This window comes from Ferrimicrobium sp. (assembly GCF_027319265.1).
Taxonomy (GTDB): Bacteria; Actinomycetota; Acidimicrobiia; order Acidimicrobiales; family Acidimicrobiaceae; genus Ferrimicrobium.
Genome location: NZ_DAHVNP010000014.1, coordinates 58,202 through 80,172 on the forward strand (window position 1 = coordinate 58,202; position 21,971 = coordinate 80,172).

General features: G+C 57.4%; 19 protein-coding genes and 2 tRNA genes. 4 read left to right on the top strand and 17 right to left on the bottom strand.

The genetic code is table 11. The annotated features are described in order from the left end of the window. Window positions 1-18 precede the first annotated feature (18 nt). From M7439_RS01475 to M7439_RS01540, 14 genes are all read right to left on the bottom strand, one after another. Window positions 19-1,578 carry an Rne/Rng family ribonuclease gene (locus M7439_RS01475; RefSeq protein ID WP_298345739.1) on the bottom strand — a complete coding sequence of 520 codons (1,560 nt, stop codon included), beginning with the start codon at window positions 1,576-1,578 and terminating at the stop codon, window positions 19-21. A 281-nt stretch (window positions 1,579-1,859) separates the two neighbouring features. Further along, window positions 1,860-3,932 carry a penicillin-binding protein 2 gene (mrdA, locus tag M7439_RS01480; protein ID WP_298345736.1) on the bottom strand — a complete coding sequence of 691 codons (2,073 nt, stop codon included), beginning with the start codon at window positions 3,930-3,932 and terminating at the stop codon, window positions 1,860-1,862. Between the two features lie 2 nt (window positions 3,933-3,934). Beyond that, window positions 3,935-4,450 carry a rod shape-determining protein MreD gene (gene mreD, locus M7439_RS01485; RefSeq protein WP_298345733.1) on the bottom strand — a complete coding sequence of 172 codons (516 nt, stop codon included), beginning with the start codon at window positions 4,448-4,450 and terminating at the stop codon, window positions 3,935-3,937. Then, window positions 4,447-5,280 (bottom strand): rod shape-determining protein MreC, encoded by an 834-nt coding sequence (gene mreC / locus M7439_RS01490; RefSeq protein WP_298345730.1) that lies wholly within the window; start codon window positions 5,278-5,280, stop codon window positions 4,447-4,449. Before mreC ends, mreD begins: the two co-directional genes overlap by 4 nt. A 13-nt stretch (window positions 5,281-5,293) precedes the next feature. Continuing rightward, complete coding sequence (locus tag M7439_RS01495; protein ID WP_298334626.1) at window positions 5,294-6,325, bottom strand: rod shape-determining protein; 1,032 nt, start codon at window positions 6,323-6,325, stop codon at window positions 5,294-5,296. A gap of 26 nt (window positions 6,326-6,351) precedes the next feature. Further along, window positions 6,352-6,768 (bottom strand): nucleoside-diphosphate kinase, encoded by a 417-nt coding sequence (gene ndk, locus M7439_RS01500; protein WP_308464353.1) that lies wholly within the window; start codon window positions 6,766-6,768, stop codon window positions 6,352-6,354. A gap of 22 nt (window positions 6,769-6,790) precedes the next feature. Then, window positions 6,791-8,074, bottom strand: coding sequence for a folylpolyglutamate synthase/dihydrofolate synthase family protein (locus M7439_RS01505; RefSeq protein ID WP_298345724.1), 1,284 nt, complete (start codon window positions 8,072-8,074; stop codon window positions 6,791-6,793). Beyond that, the gene (clpX, locus tag M7439_RS01510; protein ID WP_298334620.1) at window positions 8,075-9,337 is read right to left on the bottom strand and encodes an ATP-dependent Clp protease ATP-binding subunit ClpX; all 1,263 of its coding nucleotides are present in this window, start codon (window positions 9,335-9,337) and stop codon (window positions 8,075-8,077) included. 76 nt (window positions 9,338-9,413) lie between these two features. Further along, on the bottom strand, window positions 9,414-10,022 hold the full coding sequence (locus M7439_RS01515) for an ATP-dependent Clp protease proteolytic subunit (RefSeq protein ID WP_298345721.1): 609 nt from the start codon (window positions 10,020-10,022) through the stop codon (window positions 9,414-9,416). An 80-nt stretch (window positions 10,023-10,102) separates the two neighbouring features. Further along, window positions 10,103-11,503: a trigger factor gene (gene tig, locus M7439_RS01520; protein WP_298345718.1), complete on the bottom strand. Its 1,401-nt coding sequence runs from the start codon at window positions 11,501-11,503 to the stop codon at window positions 10,103-10,105. A 44-nt stretch (window positions 11,504-11,547) separates the two neighbouring features. After that, the gene (locus M7439_RS01525; protein WP_298345715.1) at window positions 11,548-11,835 is read right to left on the bottom strand and encodes a metal-sensitive transcriptional regulator; all 288 of its coding nucleotides are present in this window, start codon (window positions 11,833-11,835) and stop codon (window positions 11,548-11,550) included. Window positions 11,836-12,250: 415 nt separating this feature from the next. Continuing rightward, a tRNA-Gly gene (locus M7439_RS01530) sits at window positions 12,251-12,324 on the bottom strand. Window positions 12,325-12,346: 22 nt separating this feature from the next. Further along, window positions 12,347-12,420, bottom strand: a tRNA-Pro gene (locus tag M7439_RS01535). A 20-nt stretch (window positions 12,421-12,440) separates the two neighbouring features. Beyond that, window positions 12,441-13,052: a DedA family protein gene (locus M7439_RS01540; RefSeq protein WP_298345712.1), complete on the bottom strand. Its 612-nt coding sequence runs from the start codon at window positions 13,050-13,052 to the stop codon at window positions 12,441-12,443. Between the two features lie 193 nt (window positions 13,053-13,245). Here M7439_RS01540 and M7439_RS01545 point away from each other — a divergent pair, with 193 nt between their 5' ends. The 3 genes from M7439_RS01545 to M7439_RS01555 all read left to right on the top strand — a co-directional run bounded on the left by M7439_RS01545 (window position 13,246) and on the right by M7439_RS01555 (window position 15,277). Next, complete coding sequence (locus M7439_RS01545) at window positions 13,246-14,043, top strand: PD-(D/E)XK nuclease family protein (protein ID WP_308464350.1); 798 nt, start codon at window positions 13,246-13,248, stop codon at window positions 14,041-14,043. After that, on the top strand, window positions 14,040-14,573 hold the full coding sequence (locus M7439_RS01550) for a phosphatase PAP2 family protein (protein ID WP_298345707.1): 534 nt from the start codon (window positions 14,040-14,042) through the stop codon (window positions 14,571-14,573). The genes M7439_RS01545 and M7439_RS01550 overlap by 4 nt, the downstream gene beginning before the upstream one ends. Before the next feature lie 107 nt (window positions 14,574-14,680). Then, entirely contained in the window at window positions 14,681-15,277 is a 597-nt protein-coding gene (locus M7439_RS01555) for a DsbA family protein (RefSeq protein ID WP_298345704.1), read from the top strand. Between the two features lie 543 nt (window positions 15,278-15,820). On the opposite strand, the gene M7439_RS01560 is transcribed toward M7439_RS01555, so the two are convergent. Continuing rightward, window positions 15,821-16,858 (bottom strand): hypothetical protein, encoded by a 1,038-nt coding sequence (locus M7439_RS01560; protein ID WP_298345701.1) that lies wholly within the window; start codon window positions 16,856-16,858, stop codon window positions 15,821-15,823. A 126-nt stretch (window positions 16,859-16,984) separates the two neighbouring features. Here M7439_RS01560 and M7439_RS01565 point away from each other — a divergent pair, with 126 nt between their 5' ends. Then, a complete protein-coding gene (locus tag M7439_RS01565) occupies window positions 16,985-18,028 on the top strand; it encodes a GAF domain-containing sensor histidine kinase (protein WP_298345698.1) in 1,044 nt (347 codons plus the stop codon). On the opposite strand, the gene zapE is transcribed toward M7439_RS01565, so the two are convergent. Next, window positions 17,987-19,012 carry a cell division protein ZapE gene (zapE, locus tag M7439_RS01570; protein ID WP_298345695.1) on the bottom strand — a complete coding sequence of 342 codons (1,026 nt, stop codon included), beginning with the start codon at window positions 19,010-19,012 and terminating at the stop codon, window positions 17,987-17,989. The genes M7439_RS01565 and zapE overlap by 42 nt on opposite strands. An 865-nt stretch (window positions 19,013-19,877) precedes the next feature. Continuing rightward, entirely contained in the window at window positions 19,878-21,359 is a 1,482-nt protein-coding gene (locus tag M7439_RS01575) for an ATP-binding protein (RefSeq protein ID WP_298345692.1), read from the bottom strand. Window positions 21,360-21,971: the final 612 nt, after the last annotated feature.

The following is a 21,971-nucleotide window of genomic DNA, read 5'->3' on the forward strand; positions in this document are numbered from 1 at the left end:
TCGGTACTAGTATACGTCCTACTGGGTGATCATCGGGTCGATGACATAGCCACTTCCGCCACAACTGGGGCAGACTTCTGACAGCGCCTCAACAAGTCCTTCCGCGATGCGGTGCCGGGTCATCTGCACGAGGCCCAGCTGCGACATCTCATACACATGGGTTTTGGTCTTATCGCGTGTCAGTGCGGCACGAAAAGCGCGCATGACATCCTCTCGGTTCTGGGCCTCGATCATATCGACGAAGTCGATAACGATGATACCCCCGATATCACGAAGCCTCAGTTGACGCGCAATCTCCTCCACCGCTTCGAGGTTGTTCTTATGGATCGTCTCCTCGAGCGAGACGGTACCAACGTTGCGAGAGGTGTTCACGTCGATCACCGTCAACGCCTCGGTTCGGTCGATCACAATCGACCCACCGGACGGGAGCCAGACCTTATGTTCAAGAACCTTCTGCAACTGCTCACGGACATGAAATTGATCAAAGATGGCCAACTTCTCTGTGGCAGGGTCGAAGTACTCCACCCGATCAGCCAACTCTGGAGAGATCGCCGCGACATATCCGGCAATCTCCTGGTAGAGGGCGAGGTCATCGATAGTGACCCCACGGAACTCCCGGTTGAACTCCTCCCGGATCACCCGTACTGCCGATGGTGGTTCACGGTAGAGGAGAGCGGGGGCATGTGCCGATTTAGTCATCTCCTCGATCTTTCTCCACGACTCCATCAAGCTATCGACATCGCGCTTGAGCTCTTCCTTCGTGGATCCCTCAGCAGCGGTACGCAGAATGACCCCAAAACCTTCAGGAGCAACATCATCGAGAATCCGTCGGAGACGACGACGCTCGTCATCAGGCAGCCGTTTCGAGATCCCAAAACTCCCACCGCCTGGCAGCAGAACGGCGAACCGTCCGGGTAGCGAGACCTCCTGGGTCAGGCGCGCACCTTTCTGTGCAATCGGATTCTTGACAACCTGGCAGATCACTACCTGCTTTGGTCGCAGCAGTTGTTCGATCCGGACGTTACGATCGAATGATTCGAGGTCTTCGCGATCATAACGAACGTCACCACGATAGAGGACCGCATTCTTATTGGTACCGATGTCAACAAAGGCAGCCTCCATGCCTGGAAGCACGTTCGCCACTCGCCCAAGATAGATATTCCCACTGATATTGGACTGCGAGTCGGAGGCCCGTGACACAAAGTGTTGAATCAGCGTTCGACCCTCAAGGATGGCTACCTGAGTAACATCCCCAGCGACATGAACCACCATCTGGTACCGGCCGACGGGACGTCCATGGCGCTCACGCGGCGCCCGCTGGGCAAACCGGCGCTTGATCTTAGCTCCCGCATCAATCGTTTCCGCTACTTGACCTTGGATCTCCATCTCGACTGGCGCTTGCGCCTTTGTGGGCCGTCGCCTCGACTGGGTGCGACGCGGAGGGTTGGTCGCCGTCGTATCTCCCGGCTGGCGAGTTCGCGAACTCGAACGCCGACCTGTCGACCTTTGGCTCTGAGCTGGCTTACTTTCGCTCGCCACTCCATCGGTACCGGACCCTACCGGGTTCGTTTCTTCCATTCAAAAACCTTTCAAAATCACTCATGCGAGCACTGCGGCACCCATCAAACGTTGGACGATGCCGGGAGTAACAACGCCGCACGGTAACGCGCGCATGATTCAAAGCAGAATGAGCAATGCCCCTATCCCGGCGGCATGCAACTCCGTCGAGGAGTGATAATCGGTCTGTGACGATCAACTCAGTGGGCACATACTGCAACATCTCACTCGCTAGTGTAGTAGCCCACTCAGAGGCGTCGATCGAAAGCCGACACCCCAATCCAGGGCTGCTCCCCTTGCGGCTATCCGTTCTTCTTTTTGGGTGGCGTCGTCACCGTGCTGGAGGTACCCGTGCTCGTCGTTGTTCCTGTCTTGGAACCGCTCGTCGACTTGACCGTTGTTGCCTGGTGATGCGCGGGTGCATTCAATGCAACCGTAGAGCCAGCGGCGAGGTGCTTGAGGCCATAGGTCGGAGCCCCAACCGGATGATCCTTCAAGTACTGAAAGATCTGACGGACGACCGGCGCAGAGCCCGTGTCACCGAAGCCGCCCTCCTTGATTACGACGACAACCACATACTTTGGGTTGGGTTCGGGACCAAAGGCAACAAACCAGGCATTTGGAACCTCGCCATGGACCGAGGCGGTGCCAGTCTTGCCCGCCAAGGTATAACTGCTCTCTGGCCAACCAAGGAAGATACCATGAGCCGTTCCTAATGGGTTGGAGATAACCCCCTCGAAACCAGCAAGGATGGCCGCACGAACCGACGGGCTCAAAGGAACGTGTGCCGCTACTTTGGGCGCAAATCGCTTGACAAGATTGCCGTTCCCGTTGACGATGCCTTCAGCGATCCTCGGCACGTACCGGGTCCCACCATTGGCAAAAGTCGCGTACGCGTTGGCCATCTGTAAAGGGGTGATCTCCGTCAAACCCTGGCCAAAGGACATCTCAAGTTGATCAGCAACATACCAGGTAGCATAGGGATACGCCTGAGGGTAGAGTTGGTGCAACTTCTTCCGGAGCGCCGGAGAGTCGACCATTCCAGCAGCCTCACCTGGCAATGCAACGCCCGTTGGCGATCCCCAGCCGTATTTGGCGGCCATGTGTTGGATAGGCGTGGCGCCGAACTTGGACTGTTCGGTATAGAAACGATAGCCCAAAGTATAGAAGAAAACGTCATCGGAGGCACTGATCGCCGTGCTGATATCGATGGGGCCGAGGGTTTCACCACCCGAGTTGTGCAGGCTGCAGAACGAGCCAGTACAGTTCGGTATCACAAACCGACCTGTATCGTCGATAATGGTAGTGGGTGTCAGCAAACCATCTTGGAGCGCAGCCGAGGAGGTCGCCAGCTTAAAGGTTGAACCTGGGGTGTAGACACCCGAGATCGCCCGATTCAATAACGGATCACGTGAGCTCGGTGCCGTAAGCTTTGCGTAGTTGGCATAGGAGATCCCACCAACCCACTGGCTCGGTTGGTAGGTCGGATACGAGGCCATCGCAAGCACTGACCCATCGTTCACGTTCTCCACCACGGCAGCACCGGTGACATCGTTGGAGTAGCGACCAAAATAACTGTTGTAGCTCCCCTGCAGTTGGTTGACCCGCTGCGCTAACAGCTTATCAACATATTGCTGCAATGGAAGAGAGATGGTTAACTGCAGATCTCCACCTGGCTTTGCACGAGTTCGTGACGCAACCCCTACCTCCTGACCATAGGAGTTGACGATGAGCTTCTCCTGGCCCGGGGTACCATGCAGGTACTGCTGATAACTCTCCTCCACACCGGCGAGCCCGATCTGGTCACCAGGTGCATAACCCTTCGATGCGAGCTTTGCCAGCTGCTGTGGACTGATCGCCCCAACGTAACCGAGCACATGCGCAGCTGTCGACCCATAGGGGTAGGTACGCTGGGTCTCGAAGTTGGTGGTCACCCCCGGAAACTCGCTGCTGTGCTCGGCCACATAGAGTGCGGTGGCCTGTGAAATATTTGACCCAATCGGTGTCGGTACATAGGTCGAGTACTGCGAATTACGCAAGTCAGCCGCGACTTGGGTAACAGGGATCCCCAACAACTTCGCCACCCTGCCCTCCACCTTTGGGTGCAGCGATGCTTCGTATTGCGACAACCCAAGGACATCAACCACGCGGTTGCCCGCCAACACGTTCTGTTCACGGGAGAGAATCAGGCCACGAGGCGCTGGAACCGCTACAGTCCGCGTCGAGTTCTGGGCGGCCGCCTGCTGAAATGAGGGTGCCTCGAGCACCTGTAGTGCATAGAGACGAGCGACCAGACCGCCAAGGAGTGCCAATCCTGTCAGCCCGAGCAGACGAGCCCGGAAACTCAACGAAACTTTCTTTGATCCTTGGGGCACGATTACCTCCGTTCGAGCATCGGGGTTCGTTCCTGCGCTCCAAAGACCAACCGGCAAAGACCAAGCGCTACAACTGCGAGAACTAGATTGATGCCTCCGACGATGATCAACTCGTCGAGTGTTCTCGCCCGCAACGGATTACCAAGGCCAAGCAGGTAGAGGACTAGGGAACTCAACCCTTCCCCAACGACGCTAGTAGCCCCAACTATGAGAATTTTAAGAGCAAGGGGACTCCCGGAATCCAACCGTTCTATCTCACCAGCAAGATATCCTACCACACAAAGTACGAGCGCTGAGATACCGAATGGAGTCGTGAGGAAGGAGTCGACCAACAGACCAGCGAAGAATCCGGTAAGCGCTCCGATCTCTCTGCCCCGGTACACCCCCACGGCAGCGACCATAAGCATCACAAAATCCGGGTGTACCCCTAAAATGGTGAAGCCACCCGCCCCTGAACGCTGTACCACCACCGCCGTGAAGATCAACAGAGGCAACCCAAGCGCCCGTACCCACCTCACGAGCCAGCTCCCGGGGTCCACTTCAACACCGCGACATACTGAAGAGTGGCATAGTCCACCAAAGGAACTGCACGGATACTCTCTTGAAGGTCACCCGAAGGATTCGAAACCTGGGTGACACGAACCGCCGGGATCCCTGGTGGGAACAACTCGCCCTGCAGGCCGGAGGTCACCAACACCGCGCCACGCCGGATATGGGTGCCAGGCACCACCAAATTGATCGTCAACGGCTCTCCAGTGCCTTGACCAACCGCGGCACCCACCTGGCCCGACTTAGGGATCCGGACGCCAACCGTTGAGGTTGGGTCCGTGACCATCAACACCGTCGCAGTTGAAGACGTCGTCTGCACCACCCGTCCTGCCAGTCCAGCACCGCCCACCACTGGATTGCCCACCACGACACCATTCGCGCTGCCACGGTCAATCACAAAGGTGAGCTGTAGATTGCTAGGGGTCATCTGGATGACCTCCGCGGGAGTGGAGGCAAGGGTCGTAGCAAACGGTAATCTCGTCAGCCGACTCAACTGCGTCAACGCGTGCAACGCTCCAAGATCCTCAAAGTGCGAGCGTTCTATCACCCCAAGCTTCGACTTGAGTTGGGCAATCTCACGCTGGTCGGAAGGGTAGTTCGTTATTCCGTGGTAGGCGTTCGCTAGCGGCCGAAAGACGGTGTCGAGCGCCGACTTCGTCGGATTGACCACATCAGCGACCACAACCTTGAGTGATCCAAAATGCATACGGGAAGCGTTGAAGTTGATCGTGATGAGCGAGACCGATAGCAGAATCAGAACAGCAAGTGTTGCCCTAGGTCGCTCGAGTAGTCGTGACAAGTCGTTGGGGGACCTAACGTGACGAGGTAATCAAGACCTGTTTGAGCGCCTCAAACTCCTCCAGGCACTGCCCCGACCCAAGAGCCACGCATTGGAGTGGATTTTTCGCCACGACGATGGGCATGCCCGTCTCCTCGTGGAGTCGTCGATCGAGTCCGGCCAATAACGCACCACCACCGGTTAGCACAATACCCTGATCCATGATATCAGCGGCTAATTCAGGAGGCGTATTGTCGAGCGTTACCTTCACGGCATCGACGATGGCGTTAATCGGCTCGGAGATGGCTGCGCGAATCTCCTCAGTCGTTACCGATATCGTCTTTGGCAAGCCCGTCACAAGATCCCGACCCTTGATTTCAGCGCGCAACTCCTCCTCAAGCGGGTAGGCCGAGGCGAGTGTCATCTTGATCGATTCAGAGGTCCGTTCACCAAGCGCGACCGAGTACTGCTTCTTGATGTAGGCAATAATCGCCTCATCCATCTCGTCGCCACCGACGCGAATAGAACGGGAGGTAACAATCCCACCGAGCGAGATCACAGCGACCTCAGTGGTACCACCACCGATATCGACGACCATATTGCCGGCCGGCTCATGCACAGGCAACCCAGCCCCTATCGCTGCAGCCATCGGCTCCTCGATGATGTACGCAGGTTTTCTTGCCCCCGCGTACTCAGCAGCCTCTTGGACCGCACGACGCTCGACACCAGTGATGCCGCTCGGAACGCAGATGACCATACGCGGCTTGCCCATCTTCGACTGGTTGACTTTATGAATAAAGTAGCGGAGCATCTTCTCGCAGATCTCAAAGTCAGCGATCACGCCATCCTTGAGTGGCCGAATCGCCTGGATATTCGATGGGGTGCGTCCAATCATCCGCTTGGCCTCAGCACCAACCGCCAGGGGACGACCATCCCGCACGTTGATGGCGACCACCGATGGCTCGTTGAGTACGATACCCTTGCCACGTACGTACACCAACGTGTTGGCGGTACCGAGATCGACGGCGATATCTCTACCGAAAAGACCGCTGCTACTCTTTGCCATTTGACCTCCTAAAGATGGCGTCTCGCCTACGTGAGGCGAAACTCTGGGAAAAATAAACCGATTTCGCGTTCTGCTGCCGCGGGTGAGTCCGAACCGTGGATCAAGTTCTCATCCATGAGCATAGCAAGATCACCACGGATTGTGCCCGGTGCTGCCTGAGCCGAGTTCGTCGCTCCCATCATCGTTCTCACCATCTCCACAACTTGAGGGGGACCTTCAACGATGCCTACGACAACTGGTCCCCTCGTGAGAAAAGCGATGAGATCCTCGTAAAACGGCTTCTCGCTGTGCTCGGCATAGTGTTGGGCGACCAATGGATTCGCCAATTGTCGCCGCTCAAGCGCGAGGAAGCGAAGCCCACGGCGCTCAAACCGACCGACGATCTCGCCGATCAATCCGCGCTCAACAGCGTCTGGTTTTAGGATGATGAGGGTAGTAGCCATACGAATGGTAAAGGCTACCGGCTCACGACTCATCAAGCAGCAGCTTGGGAATATCTTTGCACAAAACGGTCCCACAGGCACAGTGCGAACCAGTGATCAGCACCAATCCGACCTCGAGCGAACTGAGCAATTCTCCCACCGACCGGAGTTCAGCGGACCAATCGAGAATGCGTGCATCCGGATACACCTTTTCAGCGGCGGCACGCAAGATGGCCGGCGCCACCCCGCAATCGAGCAAACCAAGAGCGGCGACGCCTGGAAGCGCCAACGCCACCAAGAACTCATACGGATCCCGTCCATGGCTCATACCGAAGACAATCCCAATGGAATGCTCTGGACCAAAGGTCTCCAGCAACGTCGTCCCGAGGACCGCAGCAGCCTCACGGTTATGCGCCGTGTCTACCACGACAATCAGCTCTCCACGCAGGACCTCAAAACACCCCGGCAGGTGGAGCCGAGCGAGCCCGCTCTCGATCCGCTCACTCGTAAGACGGCGACCAAGAAGCGCCTCAACGGCGTGAACGGCCAGCATGACATTCCAGGCAACGGCCTCACCAAAGAGTGGAACAAAAAACGATCGGTCGCCCAACGGTGAATGCTCGACAAGCTCCTGCCCACCCACTCCAGGAAAGCGTTCAACATCGAGCTCATCCATCCAGATTGTAGGGTTCAGAGAGAGTCGATCCATGGCCAAGGCTCGCAACTCTTCGTCGAGAGGCCCCAAGCAGACCGTCGCCCCGTCGTGGACGATCCCCAACTTGTGTTCGAGTACGTCACCAAGTGTCGGACCAAGTTCCGTTAGATGATCGTGCCCAATCGAGGTGATGACGGCTACCTCTGCATCAATAATATTGGTTGCGTCGTCGCGACCACCGAGCCCCGTCTCGATCACAGCGATCTCGCAACCCTCAAGTGAAAACACTGAAAGCGCCGCAACAAAGAGTGCTTCAAAGTGCGTCAAGGGAGGCACTAACTGTTGTTGGGTCATCGCCGCCAACTGCCTGAGCTCCTGTTCAAGGCGCTCGCTCTCCACTGGAACGGCGTCAATCATCACTCGCTCTTCGAGACGACAAAGATGTGGGGAGCGAAACAGTCCCACGCGAAACCCCATATCCCCCAGCAGCACCGCCGCTGCGGCTGCGACGCTACCTTTCCCATTGGTACCAGCGATATGGATAAACCTGAGCCCGGAACTGATGCCTCCCAGCACCGATGCCGCTGCCCGAACGCGATCGAGCGGCGACAGTGTCACCGAACGATCGGCCTCAAAGTTCGGCAGACTCTCCAACCATTCGATACCCCGCAACTAGGAGGCTTGCCTGGTCGATGACCCATTCTGATCAGGTGCGGCCGGAATGAGCGTCGGTGCAACGTGCTCAAGCACCACCTGCTCGTCGACCACGCATTTAGTCACATCATCACGCGATGGCACCTCGTACATCACGTCGAGCAGAACCTCCTCGAGAATGGCTTTGAGGCCGCGAGCACCGGTCCCTCGCAACATGGCCTGATCGGCGATGGCATCCAGAGCACCATCGGTGATCTCCAACTCAACCCCGTCGAGTTCAAGCACCTTCTTGTACTGTTTGACCAACGCATTCTTGGGTTCAGTCAGAATCTCAATCAACGCCGGTCGGTCGAGGTTGTCGATGGTACCGATGATAGGCAGACGTCCAATGAACTCCGGAAGCAAGCCGAACTTCAATAGATCCTCGGGTTGCACCTCGCCAAGGACCTCAATCTCTCTCTTGGCATGGGTCATGGTTCCAGAGAATCCGATACCGCGTCGCCCAAGGCGACTTGCCACGATCTCTTCAAGACCAACGAAGGCACCACCACAGATGAAAAGTACGTTGGTGGTGTCGATCTGAATGAACTCTTGATGTGGATGCTTCCTGCCGCCCTGAGGGGGAACGGAAGCAACGGTACCCTCAAGTATCTTCAACAGCGCCTGCTGAACCCCTTCCCCTGAAACATCACGGGTGATCGATGGGTTCTCACTCTTGCGTGCTATCTTGTCGATCTCATCGATGTAGATGATCCCCATCTCAGCACGCTTCACATCAAAATCCGCTGCTTGGATGAGTTTGAGGAGAATGTTCTCCACATCCTCACCGACATAGCCTGCTTCGGTCAGTGCGGTAGCATCAGCGATGGCGAAGGGCACGTTCAACATTCGAGCGAGCGTCTGCGCAAGCAGTGTCTTGCCACAGCCAGTTGGGCCGAGCAACAGCACATTGGACTTCGCAAGTTCGACGTCATCTTTGATGCCGCTACGAATGCGCTTATAGTGGTTGTAGACCGCCACCGAAAGAATCTTTTTCGCGCCCTCTTGGCCGATCACATAGCCATTGAGGAACTCCATGATCTCCTTGGGCTTAGGGAGTTTGTCATCGCCTTGGGGCTCCGGTTTAGCGCCCAACTCCTCGGAGATGATGTCGTTGCACAGCTCGATGCACTTGTCACAGATGTAGACGCCTGGCCCTGCGATCAGTTTCCGTACCTGTTTTTGCGACATTCCACAGAAACTGCACTTCACCATCTCTTGGCCTTCACCAATCTTCGCCATGGCCAACCCTCTCCTTAGTTCTTACCGTAACCATATCGCAATCGCCGCAACGATCGCCGTGTTTGGGTAAGACTTCCTATTTCCCAATGGAATCTCGTGAGGAGAATACCTCATCGATGACCCCATACTCCAGTGCCTGCTCCGCTTCGAGAATAAAATCTCTATCGGTATCATGGGCGATCTTCTCAACTGTTTGACCGGTTGACTCCGAAAGCATCTGGTTCAGCAGATCACGCATCCGCAAAATCTCTTTCGCTTGGAGTTCGATGTCGGTTGCCTGGCCGCCAACACCGCCGTAGGGTTGATGCAAGAGAATCCGAGCGTGCGGAAGAGCATAGCGCTTACCTTTCGCGCCTGCGGAAAGAACCACCGCAGCCGCAGAAGCAGCCTGGCCAAAGCAGAGAGTAGACACGTCCGGACGAATGTAGCGCATGGTGTCGTAGATCGCGAACAAACCGGTAATCTCTCCACCCGGGGAGTTGATGTATAGGTTGATATCTCGGTCAGGATCTTCGTACTCGAGGTACAGCAACTGCGAGCAGACCAGGTTCGCGACGGCATCGTCAATCGGTGTCCCCAAGACGATAATCCGCTCCCGAAGGAGTCGGGAGTACAGATCGTAGGCTCGTTCACCCCTTGAGGATGTCTCAATCACGGTAGGAACCAAATAGTTATACGCTTGCATGCAACCTCTCGATCTCCATTATCTGCCCGTTGGTTCGCACCGCGAGGAGCAGTTCTTCCATTCTAATGGTGCCGTGGTGTTTATTCCTCTGAAGAGCCGACAGGTTCAGCAAGCTCCTCCGCCCCGGCGTCATCTTGCGCTTGCGCTCCATCTCCAGCTTCGAGGAGTTGATCCAACTCAAGCTGCGATAATGTCACTGGGTTCCCGTCACTGTCCTTGATGCTCACGATATTGGCCAGCCGCCGGTAGGCCTTCTGTTTGATAAGCGACGTACGGACCTGAAACTCCTGCAGCGGAGAGATGCCGCCACGCCGAGGCTCCAGTGCTCCCGAGGTATTGAGTTTCTCGATCTCCTCCTCCACCTCTTGTGCATCGACACTGACCGCCTCATCGACGGCTATCGCCCTCAACGCGAGGTCCCAGAGAACTGATTGGGCAGCCTTCGAACTGAGTTGTCCAGCTAGAGCGTTTTCGTCCTGTTGGCTCATCTCCAGGTAACGTCGCAAGGAGATCCCAGAGCCGTCGAGGGCATGCCCAAACTCATGCAACTCCTGCTGGTAGGCGGAGTTGAGGAGCACCTCTGGAATGGTTTTTGGCTCGGTCAACTCGAGCACCTTCTGATAGAGCTGTTGCTCGAAGAGCGAACGAGCCTCTGCGATACGCCGCGAAGCCATACTCGTGCGCACATCCTCGCGCAGCTCATCAACCGTGGTGAACTCGGATACCTGAGCGACAAAATCTGCATCGAGATCAGGTAGTACCAGCTCGCGAATAGCGAGCACCTCAAGGATCGTCTTCTGCGTCGGGGCTTCGTCATCGGCATCGCCATCAACCGGCGCTTCAACCGCCACCTTATCGCCAACACTGGCACCGAGGAGCGCTGTCTCAAACTCAGGAGCAACCTCGCCTTTCCCGAGACGAGCAGTGAGGTACGGTGTCACCACATCCTCCGTGTCACCCTCAACGGCAATCACATTGAAGGTCACTTGGTCGCCTTCTGCCACCGGACGATCCACCTCTTGGAGAGTGGCCATCTGCTCGCGAATGCTATCGATCACCGCATCGACATCGGCCTCGGTCAGCTCGACTCGCGGCAGCTCGATCTCGATCGAGCCAATACCCTCTACGCGCACCACCGGTCGCAGTGCCACGTCGAGCTCCACCTTCACATCGCCCTCTTGAGCCCCATCGACAATTCGGAGGCTGGGCGACTCGATAACGTCGAGACCATTGTCAACAATGACCTCCTCGTAGCTCTCCTGTACCGCATCCTCGACCGCTTCGCGGCGAACGGCCTCTTGACCCAGCCGTGCCACGAGCACCGAAGCAGGAACGTGACCCTTCCTAAAGCCAGGGATCCTGACCTGGGAGCGAAGTTTTCGCACCGCCTGATCAAGGTACGGTCGTAACTCCTCGTCGCGGAGTTCGATCGTAACAACAGCAGAATTGGACTCTTGATGAAGTTCAGCAGATGAGCGCATAGCAACCAAAGCATACAAGGTCTACGCGCGAGGTCATGAAGATCCTAACGAAGTCGCCCCAACAAGCGACGAAGTTCCTCAAGCGAAGTACCCTCTTCCATCGCCAATTCCGGATTCTCGATGCAGTACACGAGGTGTGCCGTCAAGTAGTTGATAGCAGCTCGATCCAGCGCTTTGGTCACCGCGGCAAACTGCATTGAGAGCTCCTTGCAATCACGACCCTCGGCGACCATGCGACGAATCCCTCGCACCTGTCCCTCGATCCTCGAGAGTCGGCGATCGAGATCCGCCTCCTCCTGGCGTAGATCGGTTTGACCTTGCTCGGGGGTCATGGTTCGCCCAGACCTCTCTGATGTGCCTCGACCATCGAACTCACCTTCTCCTTATGGAAGCCGTCAGGACAAACCGATCGGCTCTTACCACACGACACAGCTAGCGACAACTCCCTGGTTATCAAGTGTAGCCGCGGCAAACAATAATACCATAGGGGGTTGTCGATAGGCCTCGCGACCAGAGCACCACAAGCGTGGTAGGTAATCAAGCATTACCCGCAACGTTCCTACCCAAGGAGTGATCGCCCACGCAGCGAAGCCAAGATCGTTCGTGGACAAGACCACCGCAAGGAGTACCAAGTTAGGCGCCATCCAGGACCACCTCACTCACCGCACAGACCCGACTAGATGACCGCTAAGGCGACGGAACTCCATGGCTGCACGGAACTCCATGGCTGCATCGCCGACAGGGAGGTGGAGCGGGTGACGGGAATCGAACCCGCATGGCCAGCTTGGAAGGCTGGAGCTCTACCATTGAGCTACACCCGCGTTGGAACACAACAATGCACCGTCGGGAAGGCGGGATTTGAACCCGCGGCCCCCTGCTCCCAAAGCAGGTGCGCTACCAAGCTGCGCCACTTCCCGCAAGGGCAGAGTTTAGCTGATTATTCTCCCAGTGCCTCTAAATTAGCGCGTCGTCGATAGCGGAACCAGACAAAACCCACGACTAACAACACCAGCAACGCACCGAGTACGTAGCCCAAGTCCTGGATCACCTTCACTAATACCGTGTAGTTCGCGCCCAACCAATACCCCGCCAGCGTCAATAACGCCACAAAGGGGATACTCCCGATCAACGTGTAGAGCGAAAACTTACCCACAGGCATCTCTGCAACACCGGCTGGAAGACTGATGACCGACCGAACCACCGGCAACAACCGGGAGATGATCACCGCCGCCTCACCGTGACGCTGAAACCACCGCTCGGCCCTATCGAGGTCCCGCGGCTTGACAAAGATGAAACGCCCAAAACGTTCGACTAGCGATCTTCCGCCCGTCCGGCCGATCGCCCAAAGAATAACACTGCCGATCAGGTTGCCCAGGATTCCTACCAAGATCGCGCCGATAAGGCTCAGTTTGCCAGACGCGGCCAGTACGCCGGCGAGCGTCATAACCAGTTCCGAGGGGACGGGGATCAACGCCGACTCCAAGGTCATCAACACCAAGATAGCGAGCAATCCATACGTCACTACGTACGTGTCAATAAAGGAGTTCATCGTCCCAATGATACCTACGTGCGATGGGAGATATCTCGATCTCCAGGAATTCTTACCACTACTCCAAGCAGGCTCCCAGCCCAATGCAGCTGCCGCAACTAGACGCCTGACCTTTCGGATGATGACAGAGGATCGGCCGACAGATCTTCGATGCTGGTAGCCTGGACGCATGGGGCTACCACTACCTTGCTCGTTGACGCCTACCAAGGTCACTGCCTTCAAGGATTGCGCCTATGCCTTTCGGCTCTCTATCATCGACAAGATACCCCAACCCCTCTCCATCTGGACCGTCAAAGGCGTCCTCGCTCACCGGGCGCTCGAACGCTTCTACTTCTCGCTACCAGCTGCCGAGCGCACCCCACAACGGGCACGCTCGATCGTGCAGGACGAGCTGGCCAATAGTCGCAAGGCCGGGTACTCCGCGAACTTCCTAGAAGAGCTCCCCGAAGGCGCACAAGTCCGCCTCGGCCAAGAGGTGGAACAACTGGTCCTCAACGTCTTCACGCTTGAGGATCCGACCACTACCAACGTTCTCGGCACCGAGATCATGTTCGAATCGTCGGTGGGCGACGTCCTCGCTCGCGGCGTAATCGATCGTCTCGACCGTGACGCCAACGGAGACCTCATTGTCGTCGACTATAAGACCGGTCGTCCACCCTCGCACACTCACGAGCAAGATAAGCTCGCTGGCGTGCTGTTCTATGCGCTTCTCGTCGAACGGGTCCTTGGAGTGAAGCCAAAGAGCGTCAAGCTGATGTATCTTCGAGATCGCATGGTCATCGAGACTGAGGCGACACCACATCGGCTGCATGCCGTCGAGGGCAAAACGGCCGCGATTTGGTCGGCGGTTCGTATGGCCTGCGAGACCGGGAACTTCCGCCCGCGACCATCAAGGCTTTGCCATTTTTGCGCCTACCAATGTCAGTGCCCATCCTTTATGGCTCCCCACGTGCAACGACAGCCAACTGATCCAAGGGCGCCAGAGGTTTGAAACAACTTGATCGCTTTGATGCCGCTGTTGATCGCCTCTTCCAACTGCTGAGGGGACGGAGACACCTAGATCGCCTCTTCTATACCCTCTCAGCACTCGCCGACCACTCGCTACTGTGGGAACTCCTCGCGGCATCCCTTGCGATTTCCCCGCGAAGACGCGGGAACGCTCTACGCGCCGGGGCAGCATTGGGTGTAGAGTCGCTGTTGATCAACGTCGTAGTCAAGTCTTTGTTCTCCCGAGAACGTCCGATCGACGACACCTACGAACATCCCCACCATCTCCGATACCCGCTGACATCAAGCTTCCCGAGTGGTCACTCAACCGCGGCCTTTGCTGCGGCTTCCTTGCTTCCGAGCCATCGGTTGGGCCGTTGGATCCTTTTCCCACTAGCTGCGCTGATCGCGCTCTCACGCATTCACGTGCGCATCCATCATGCCTCCGACGTTATCGGCGGCGCATTGATTGGTCTCGCTTACGCACACGTAGTCAAAGTTCTTGTGCCGCTCCCACCTCAGCCGAGGGAGTAACACACCCTAGCATGCCCCATCTCGTTCGCAGAACTTGGGTGTTTTTGAGTTATCGTCCTACCACCCGGTAGACTGATTGTAAAAGCAATCAAAAGGAGACGTAACCGATGCACTTCGCCATCAACTGGGACTACCGTTGCCCATTCGCTCGTAACATGCATGAACACCTCATTACCGCGATGCAAGATGGTGCGGACTACCAAGTAGACTTCGTGCCGTTCTCCCTCAGTCAGGTGCACATCGAAGATGGAGAGCCAGACGTTTGGTCAGACCCCGAACGTTACAACGAGCTCCTCGCAGTGATGACTGGCATGACCGTGCAACGCCACTTCCCAGAGAACTTCCCTGGCGTCCACCTTGCCCTCTTTGCCGCCCGCCACGACCGCGCTCTCGACCTTAGCGATTGGTCAGTACTCGCATCGATTCTTGAGAGCCATGAGGTGACGCCCGAAGAGGTGCGCAAGCTCATTGATTCAGAACACATCCTCGAGGACTTCAGACGCCAACATCTCGCCTCGGTTGAAGAACACCACGTCTTTGGGGTCCCAACATTCATCGTGAACGGCCAAGCTGCATTCGTGCGGGTTATGCATCGACCAAACGGTGATGCAAAGGTAGCTCGCGCGACCATCGACCGTGTCCTCGACACCATGACAAACTACCCCGAATTTAACGAGTTCAAGTACACCTCCATCCCCCGCTAGGGGCTCCGTCACTCACGGCTATATCCCGCAACTAAGCGACAACCGTTGGGATCGCACTGGCCGGAGCGTCCTGTCGCCGGGGACCAAAGCTTCCCTGCTGTCTTACACTCTCGATCGAGATGGTCCTGGCTGGACTGCACAGGACTGTTCACCTCCGCATGAACGCATCTCTCGTGATCGGTACTCTATCGGCATCAACGCTGCAGGTCCCCGCTTGGCGACCGCCTGCATGCTTCGAGCCATTACCCTCTTGGTGCGCCGAGCCCGGACGATCTGCATCGTTACGGGCAAGATCCACCTGCGCGGCGATCCTCGCTCATCACAGTTGACCGCGACACGCTACCCGAGGGGGCACGGTGTGCCAGCTACGGTGAGCCTCACGCCCGACCCAACATGAGGACGATGCACTGATCGATGTGCTCAGCACCTACCGCGCACTCAGAGTCACGACCGATTATGCCCCTATGCGTACACAAACGTTCCTTGGCACATTCACCGAGCAGTCATCACCGAGCAAGCTCAACCGAAACGGTCATGGGCTGTTCAACCAGTTATGGTCGTACCGAAGTTGCTTCGAAGCGTCTGCGCCCACTCCTCAGGCGAATAGTCAATCATTGTCTCAAGGCAAAGACGTTCGAAATAGGTGACATCACTCCGATAGTAAGGCTCCATTGGTGCTCTTGCGACGATGCGAAACAGCAAGCTCGCACCAAAATCCCCACTATCGGGGGTGGCGCCAATGAGAGAGAAATTGAAGGACTGAATGCCCATTTGCTCGTAGGTGGCGAGTACAAGTGCGAGACCCGATGCCAATTGATAGATATCGGGATCGCTTAGATCAACGAGATCACCAAGCCCAGGGGCCAGCGCCCAAACCTCATAGAATCCGGAGGGCGCGAAGGGAACCAGCCAGACGAATGGATCCATATGCGCCACCATGCGCTGGCTCTGTGCATCCTCGAGTGCTATCAGTTCTTCAAAATAGGGTTGACCATAGCTATCAAAATGCTCCTTTGATGCTAACAACAACCGTGACTGTGCACCAAGCGGGACAGAATCATGCGAGGATTGGATGTGTGGATGGATGAGTGAACTTCCCGAAGGCGGCAGATAGTTCGCATTGACTGAGGAGTAAATCAACTCCGGACGTTGAGATCGCACTGCTTTGGCATGTTGTTCGATCGCCAAGAGCACATCGTAGACAACCTCGCGGGTCATGGCCGTCAGTGGGAGGAAGTGGCGGCTTACATCGTAGACACCGACTGCAGACACGGAGGAATAAGCGATCACATTAGGAACCACCCAGGCGTTCCCAACGATGATGCGGCCATTTCTTGCAATCTCCTCGGGGAAGGGCGCGGTTGCATCGCCGATGGTATCTGCACAAAATGGACAGAAGCCGTCTCGTTCGACAACGGAACCGAGTTCCACAGCACCTGGAGTTAACTTTGCACCCTCGATCAGCCGAGCGCCATGACCGAAGAGCGGGTCCACCCGGTGGATGAGCTTCGCCGTTCTGAAACCACCATGCTCGAAGTCTGGAACCTCCGCTTGAAGCTCACGCTCCTGGAACAAAATCATCGATCGCTCTCCTCGAACCAGAACCCATGTACGAGGACTAACCTAGTCGAGGTGGACCGACTGGTAGACGAACCGCGTTTGAAAGACATCTTTGCCGCTTTAGTCGACGTCGTAAGCAAGCTCGACATGGATGAGACATTGGTGCTCCTCGCCGGTCACGCTCGCACGCTCACCCGTGCTCGATATGCAGCAATCGGCGTAGTTGATCCCGCACAACCAGACCGGCTGCTCGACTTTGTGACATCGGGCATCAGCTCCGAGGAGCGAAAGCGTATCGGCAATCTCCCCTCCGGTGGTGGACTTCTGGGCGCGGTTATCGACTCTCACGCTCCCGTCATCTCTGACTCTATCGCCAACGATCCACGAGCCGCTGGTTTCCCCCCAAACCACCCGTTCATGCAACACTTCCTAGGCGTTCCGATTATCACTGGTGAGAAGGTCTTTGGCAACATCTACGTAACCGACCGCCTCGACGATCAACCGTTTGATCAGGTAGATCTCGCCATCCTTGAGACTCTCGCCACCGGTGCGGCTGCAGTGATCGGCAACTTGCTGTTGCGACAGGCGCTCGCCCTCGCGCAAATCGAGGACGACCGGGCACGCATCGCCCGAGACCTCCACGATGACATTGTCCAACGCCTCTTCGCAGTGGGCCTCCAGCTGCAGGCCGCGTTGCCCTCGCTACAGGGGACTGATGGATTCCTTTTCGTCCGCCAAGCGATCGACGATCTCGATGCCGCAATCGGTGAAATCCGGACGACAATCTTTCAACTCGAACCCGCACAGGAGGGGTCATCGCGTTCAGAAGTACTCGACCTTGTCTCGCGGCTCTGCACCATTGCTGACCTGAAATACCACGTCGTCTTTACCGGCCCAATCGATACCGTTCTCACCAACAGCAAGCAGACCCTTCTCCTCACGGTCCTGCGAGAACTCATCACCAACGCCATCAAACACGCTCATGCTCATGAACTCCGCATTGAAATTGGGGTCGCTACAGTCCTCAGCATCGTCGTCATCGACGACGGCGTCGGAATCAGCGACCATCCTCACCTTGGCCATGGCATCGCGAACCTCCAAGCCAAGGCAGCAACCAGGGGTGGAACCTTTGCGATTGAGGCCAGTCCCTTAGGCGGATCGCGAGCCACCTTCACGATCCCTCTGCATTGACAAAGGTTCGATACTCCCGAGCTCATAGAGGCGTGAGAGGCAGCGACCGTACTTCTGCCTGAACCCCCCGGCCAAGAAACTCGCCGGGAACAGATCTCGAAGAGCACCCTCTCGCAACCGCACAACGACCCCTTGATCATAGAGAACGTCAACAAGGCTACACAAGTGCAACGCATCGCTTTGGAGCTCAATGGGAACGACATCGTGTATCTCAACCGCATCGAGCCTCTGAACGACTCCACGATAACGAATTGGATGAACGCTGCGGAGCTGGTCCAGCAGTTCGCTTAGCCCGACGTGCACCGTACTCTCCGGCAACGATCCAACCCCACTCATTTCGCGATCGAGCGCAAAGCCCCTCCGTCGGAAATCCCCGCCCTCAATCGATAGCACCTTGAACGCTCCCGCCAACCCCTGTATCTCACGCAGAAAGTCATCCGCGCCGAAACGCCCCTCTCCAAGTCGATCGGGCAAGGTGTTCGATGTCACTACGAGGTTGGTTCCGGTCATAAGTAGCTCATCAGCAAGTCTGCTGATGAGGACCGTGTCCCCCGGATCGTCTAGCTCAAACTCATCGATCGCCAGCAGGCTCGTCCCTCGAAGGAGTTGAAGCGCACCAGCGAAAGAAAGCGCTCCAACAAGACTCGTCAGCCCGGAGAAGGAGGTATAGAACTTCGACCCCGACCAGGCATGAAACGTTGCAGCCAAAAGGTGGGTCTTGCCCACTCCAAACCCACCATCGAGATACCAGCCCACCGGCTGATACACCGTCGATCGTCGCCACAATCGATGACTGTGGGCCTGCGCCGCGCTCTCGACCGTAAACGCGTGGAGCACCTCCTTGGCTCGCTGTTGCGAAGGAAACCGGAGGTCTGGGTGGTAGGAATCAAAAGTCGCATCTGTGAACCCGCGAGGAGGAACCATGGCAGCAATTAACTCTTCATGACTCGGGGCGAGGGCCGGATAGCCAAGCAACATCTCCATCGCTACCACGTTAGAGGCGAGCGGCCTCCTTGACCTCTGTCGAGAGACATTCCGTCCCGAGTGTCGCCCGAGGCGCAACCGATCACAATCCCGACAGAACGACCCGACAGAACGACCCGACAGAACGGCCCGACAGAAAGGGGCTGTTGGCGCGGCAACAGGAGGGTCCCAAGTGGCCAAATCGATACGAGATGGGTAGCCCTCGGATGATCAACAAGGCGGTACTGGTGTCGGGTTTCTCCCTACACACGCTTCGTCGATGGAATCGACGATCCGATCGAGCTGTCGTCGCTGCTTGCCTTTGGGCTCCCCTGATCCCCACCGAGTTCTTGGGTCTGACATCACCGCGTTACCGCCTTGCCCCGACAGAGGGGACCAAGCTGTACCAACGTGTCCTGCGAGCAGGCCCCCGAGTTCCTTGGGCTCTTGAGGTTCAGCTGCCTCAAGCAATTCCTTAACGCTCCACCACTGGCAACCAAGAAGAGCCGCCCGTTCCTCGTCGGTCAGGCAAGTCGGTCGAACGCGGGCATCTCCCACGCGAGCCAGACACAACGGCTCAGCTCCCACCAGTCAAGTCGCCTTCCACACGCTGTTACCCCTCACTCGTGCAACTTGCCCGGCAACGCTACCCGTGGACAGACCAGCCTCTTCCCACCGCTCTCGGCGTACCGCGTCCATCTCCGACTCACCCTCTTTAACCTCCCAATGGTCGGGTCCCAGAACGTTCTGTTGTTGAGCGGATCACGCCGGTGGAGCGACAGAAGCCGTTCGGCACCGTCAATTTAAGTAATGTGCACTGGGACCCTCGCCAGCACCGAAAAAACACTCATCAACCATGCTCGAGCCCCCTTGTCGCATCAGAACCTCATGAGCGAGGGGGATAGGCCGTCCACCGGCCCACCCTCATTCTGCCGCTCGGCGGCACTGGACCGAGGGAAGCGGATGGGCTCGTGGAAGAATCGACGCCCACTCCGAGCAGTGTCCGAGTCACCGCTTGTCCGCTGTCAAGCAGGTCATCAAGAGCTCGGGAGACGTGCGCCGCGGTTACGAGAGGCGCCTGTTCGCCCAAGGACTCGAGTACTGAGCGACGGAGCAACTCCTTGAGGAAAGATGCCGTCACGCCATCTGTGCGGTCGACGACGACGCCCAGTTCCTCATCGTTGAGCTGCAACGAGACACCACGGGCATAGAACTCGAACAGTCTGCGTCGGGCAGCGGCGTCAGGCAAGGGAACTTCGACGGCAACATCGACGCGCCCCGGCCGTGCAGCTAGTGCAGGCTCGAGCAAATCAGCTCGGTTTGTAGTCAACACGAAGAGCAAATCGGCATCAGCAGCGGCGCCATCCATGGCGTCAAGCAGATCAAACAGTACCGGGCTTGACCCATTGCCAAACGAGCGATCCTCTGCGACCAAGTCGACATCTTCGAGAACGATGACCGCTGGGGCAAGATCGCGTGCCATCGCGGTAACCGAACCAACCGCATGCAAAGAGCGGCCAGTGAGCACAAGCCGCGTGTACTGTGGCATGTGCGCGACCAGATACCGCATGGTGTGTGTCTTGCCGGTTCCCGGCGGTCCATAGAGCAACAGACCTCTCTTGAGGTGCTGACCCGATGTGAGCAGGGCCTCGCGATGCTCCGCAACCCCGAAAGCATGGCGCTCGATACGACCCAGCACTTGGTCGGGAAGTACGACACCGTCGCGCTCGATAGGCGCAACGCTCATGAACCGCAGGTCAAAACCGCCGTGCGGGAATGCCACTACCTCGAGCAGCTGGCTGCGGTAGACGTTCAGCGCACCACGTAGCCCATCTATCTCGGCGACCACCGCTTGGGCGGCCGACACTGGCAGTCCAAGAACTTCAATACGAAGGCCGCGTTCGTGTTCACGCGGCGCCGAGACCAGTAGCACGTAGGGGCCAGCCGGATCGCTCACGAGTAGCAGGGCGAGCTGCAGACACGCGAGAGTCGAGCCGGGTCCGTTTGGAAGGTCGACCAAGGGCGGGGCGCACAGTTGAATGGGCGGCAGCGCTCCGCCTGAGGCAAGTTGTTGCAGCGTCACACCGCCGAAGTGGGGTGGCAGCGCGATCCCATGGACCACAACGTTCCTCCCCTCCTCGGCCATCCACACGTTTAGGGCCGTCTGCAAGTTGACATGCTCAAACGACGACCACTCCCTGGTGACAACCGACTCGCGGGCTCGTGTTGCTCCCAGAAACTCAGCGATAAGGCTCACGACCTCGTTGCGCTCAACCTGCGTGTCGGTCTGAACCCACCGCATAAACGACCGGAACTCTGCGGCAAACTCGCGCCCGACCGCCTCGCTCGCGTGACTCTCATCACCCATCTCACGACCCTCCCTCTCGGCACACCACCCATGGCTAGCAACTACCCCGAACTCGGGGGGACGCTCTTGGCCATCTGACAGCACCGTCTTCGCTGTGCTCGAACCCTCTATGAGCGCCGAGCCTTCTCACCCTATCGGATCTCTCCTTTGATCGGGCGACCGCGAGGTGTCGTCGCCTGCCGCCCAAGAGGAGCAACATCGCAACACCACCTCATACGGTCTCGGATCTTGCGCGTTCAGGAAAGCGGCTCTGCCCCACCAAAGGGATTTTTCTGCTAGTTTTCTCTTGGTACTCGACGTAGGGCAGGAAAGCTGCCACAGCGCGGTCCCACCATACCAAGCGCTCCCGTAACCGTAGACCCCGGCCTTGCGCAACACGCGGACGCTAGTCAAGTAGCATCCCACATGGCAGAGAACAACCGCCACAGCCGCAAAGATTCTGAGCGCACTCAACCGAGGAAGGCGCTCCGATCGTCCTCTTACCCTCGATCCGACGTCGCAGGGAACGTCGGTTGTCGGTAGCGTCGTCATCCTCGCTAGGGCGCTACTGTGCCTTTCTCCCGGTCAGCTGGGATGATGCTTGGACCGTCCGGCATCCGTGGCTCGAGCACG

What these genes read in the sequence shown, in the direction of transcription:
- M7439_RS01475 (WP_298345739.1), bottom strand. Translation starts at nt 1,578, where the DNA reads ATGGAAGAAACGAACCCGGTAGGGTCCGGTACCGATGGAGTGGCGAGC.
- M7439_RS01495 (WP_298334626.1), bottom strand. Translation starts at nt 6,325, where the DNA reads ATGGCAAAGAGTAGCAGCGGTCTTTTCGGTAGAGATATCGCCGTCGAT.
- ndk (WP_308464353.1), bottom strand. Translation starts at nt 6,768, where the DNA reads ATGGCTACTACCCTCATCATCCTAAAACCAGACGCTGTTGAGCGCGGA.
- clpX (WP_298334620.1), bottom strand. Translation starts at nt 9,337, where the DNA reads ATGGCGAAGATTGGTGAAGGCCAAGAGATGGTGAAGTGCAGTTTCTGT.
- M7439_RS01515 (WP_298345721.1), bottom strand. Translation starts at nt 10,022, where the DNA reads ATGCAAGCGTATAACTATTTGGTTCCTACCGTGATTGAGACATCCTCA.
- tig (WP_298345718.1), bottom strand. Translation starts at nt 11,503, where the DNA reads ATGCGCTCATCTGCTGAACTTCATCAAGAGTCCAATTCTGCTGTTGTT.
- M7439_RS01525 (WP_298345715.1), bottom strand. Translation starts at nt 11,835, where the DNA reads ATGACCCCCGAGCAAGGTCAAACCGATCTACGCCAGGAGGAGGCGGAT.
- M7439_RS01540 (WP_298345712.1), bottom strand. Translation starts at nt 13,052, where the DNA reads ATGAACTCCTTTATTGACACGTACGTAGTGACGTATGGATTGCTCGCT.
- M7439_RS01555 (WP_298345704.1), top strand. Translation starts at nt 14,681, where the DNA reads ATGCACTTCGCCATCAACTGGGACTACCGTTGCCCATTCGCTCGTAAC.
- M7439_RS01560 (WP_298345701.1), bottom strand. Translation starts at nt 16,858, where the DNA reads ATGATTTTGTTCCAGGAGCGTGAGCTTCAAGCGGAGGTTCCAGACTTC.
- M7439_RS01565 (WP_298345698.1), top strand. Translation starts at nt 16,985, where the DNA reads ATGGATGAGACATTGGTGCTCCTCGCCGGTCACGCTCGCACGCTCACC.
- zapE (WP_298345695.1), bottom strand. Translation starts at nt 19,012, where the DNA reads ATGGAGATGTTGCTTGGCTATCCGGCCCTCGCCCCGAGTCATGAAGAG.
- M7439_RS01575 (WP_298345692.1), bottom strand. Translation starts at nt 21,359, where the DNA reads ATGGGTGATGAGAGTCACGCGAGCGAGGCGGTCGGGCGCGAGTTTGCC.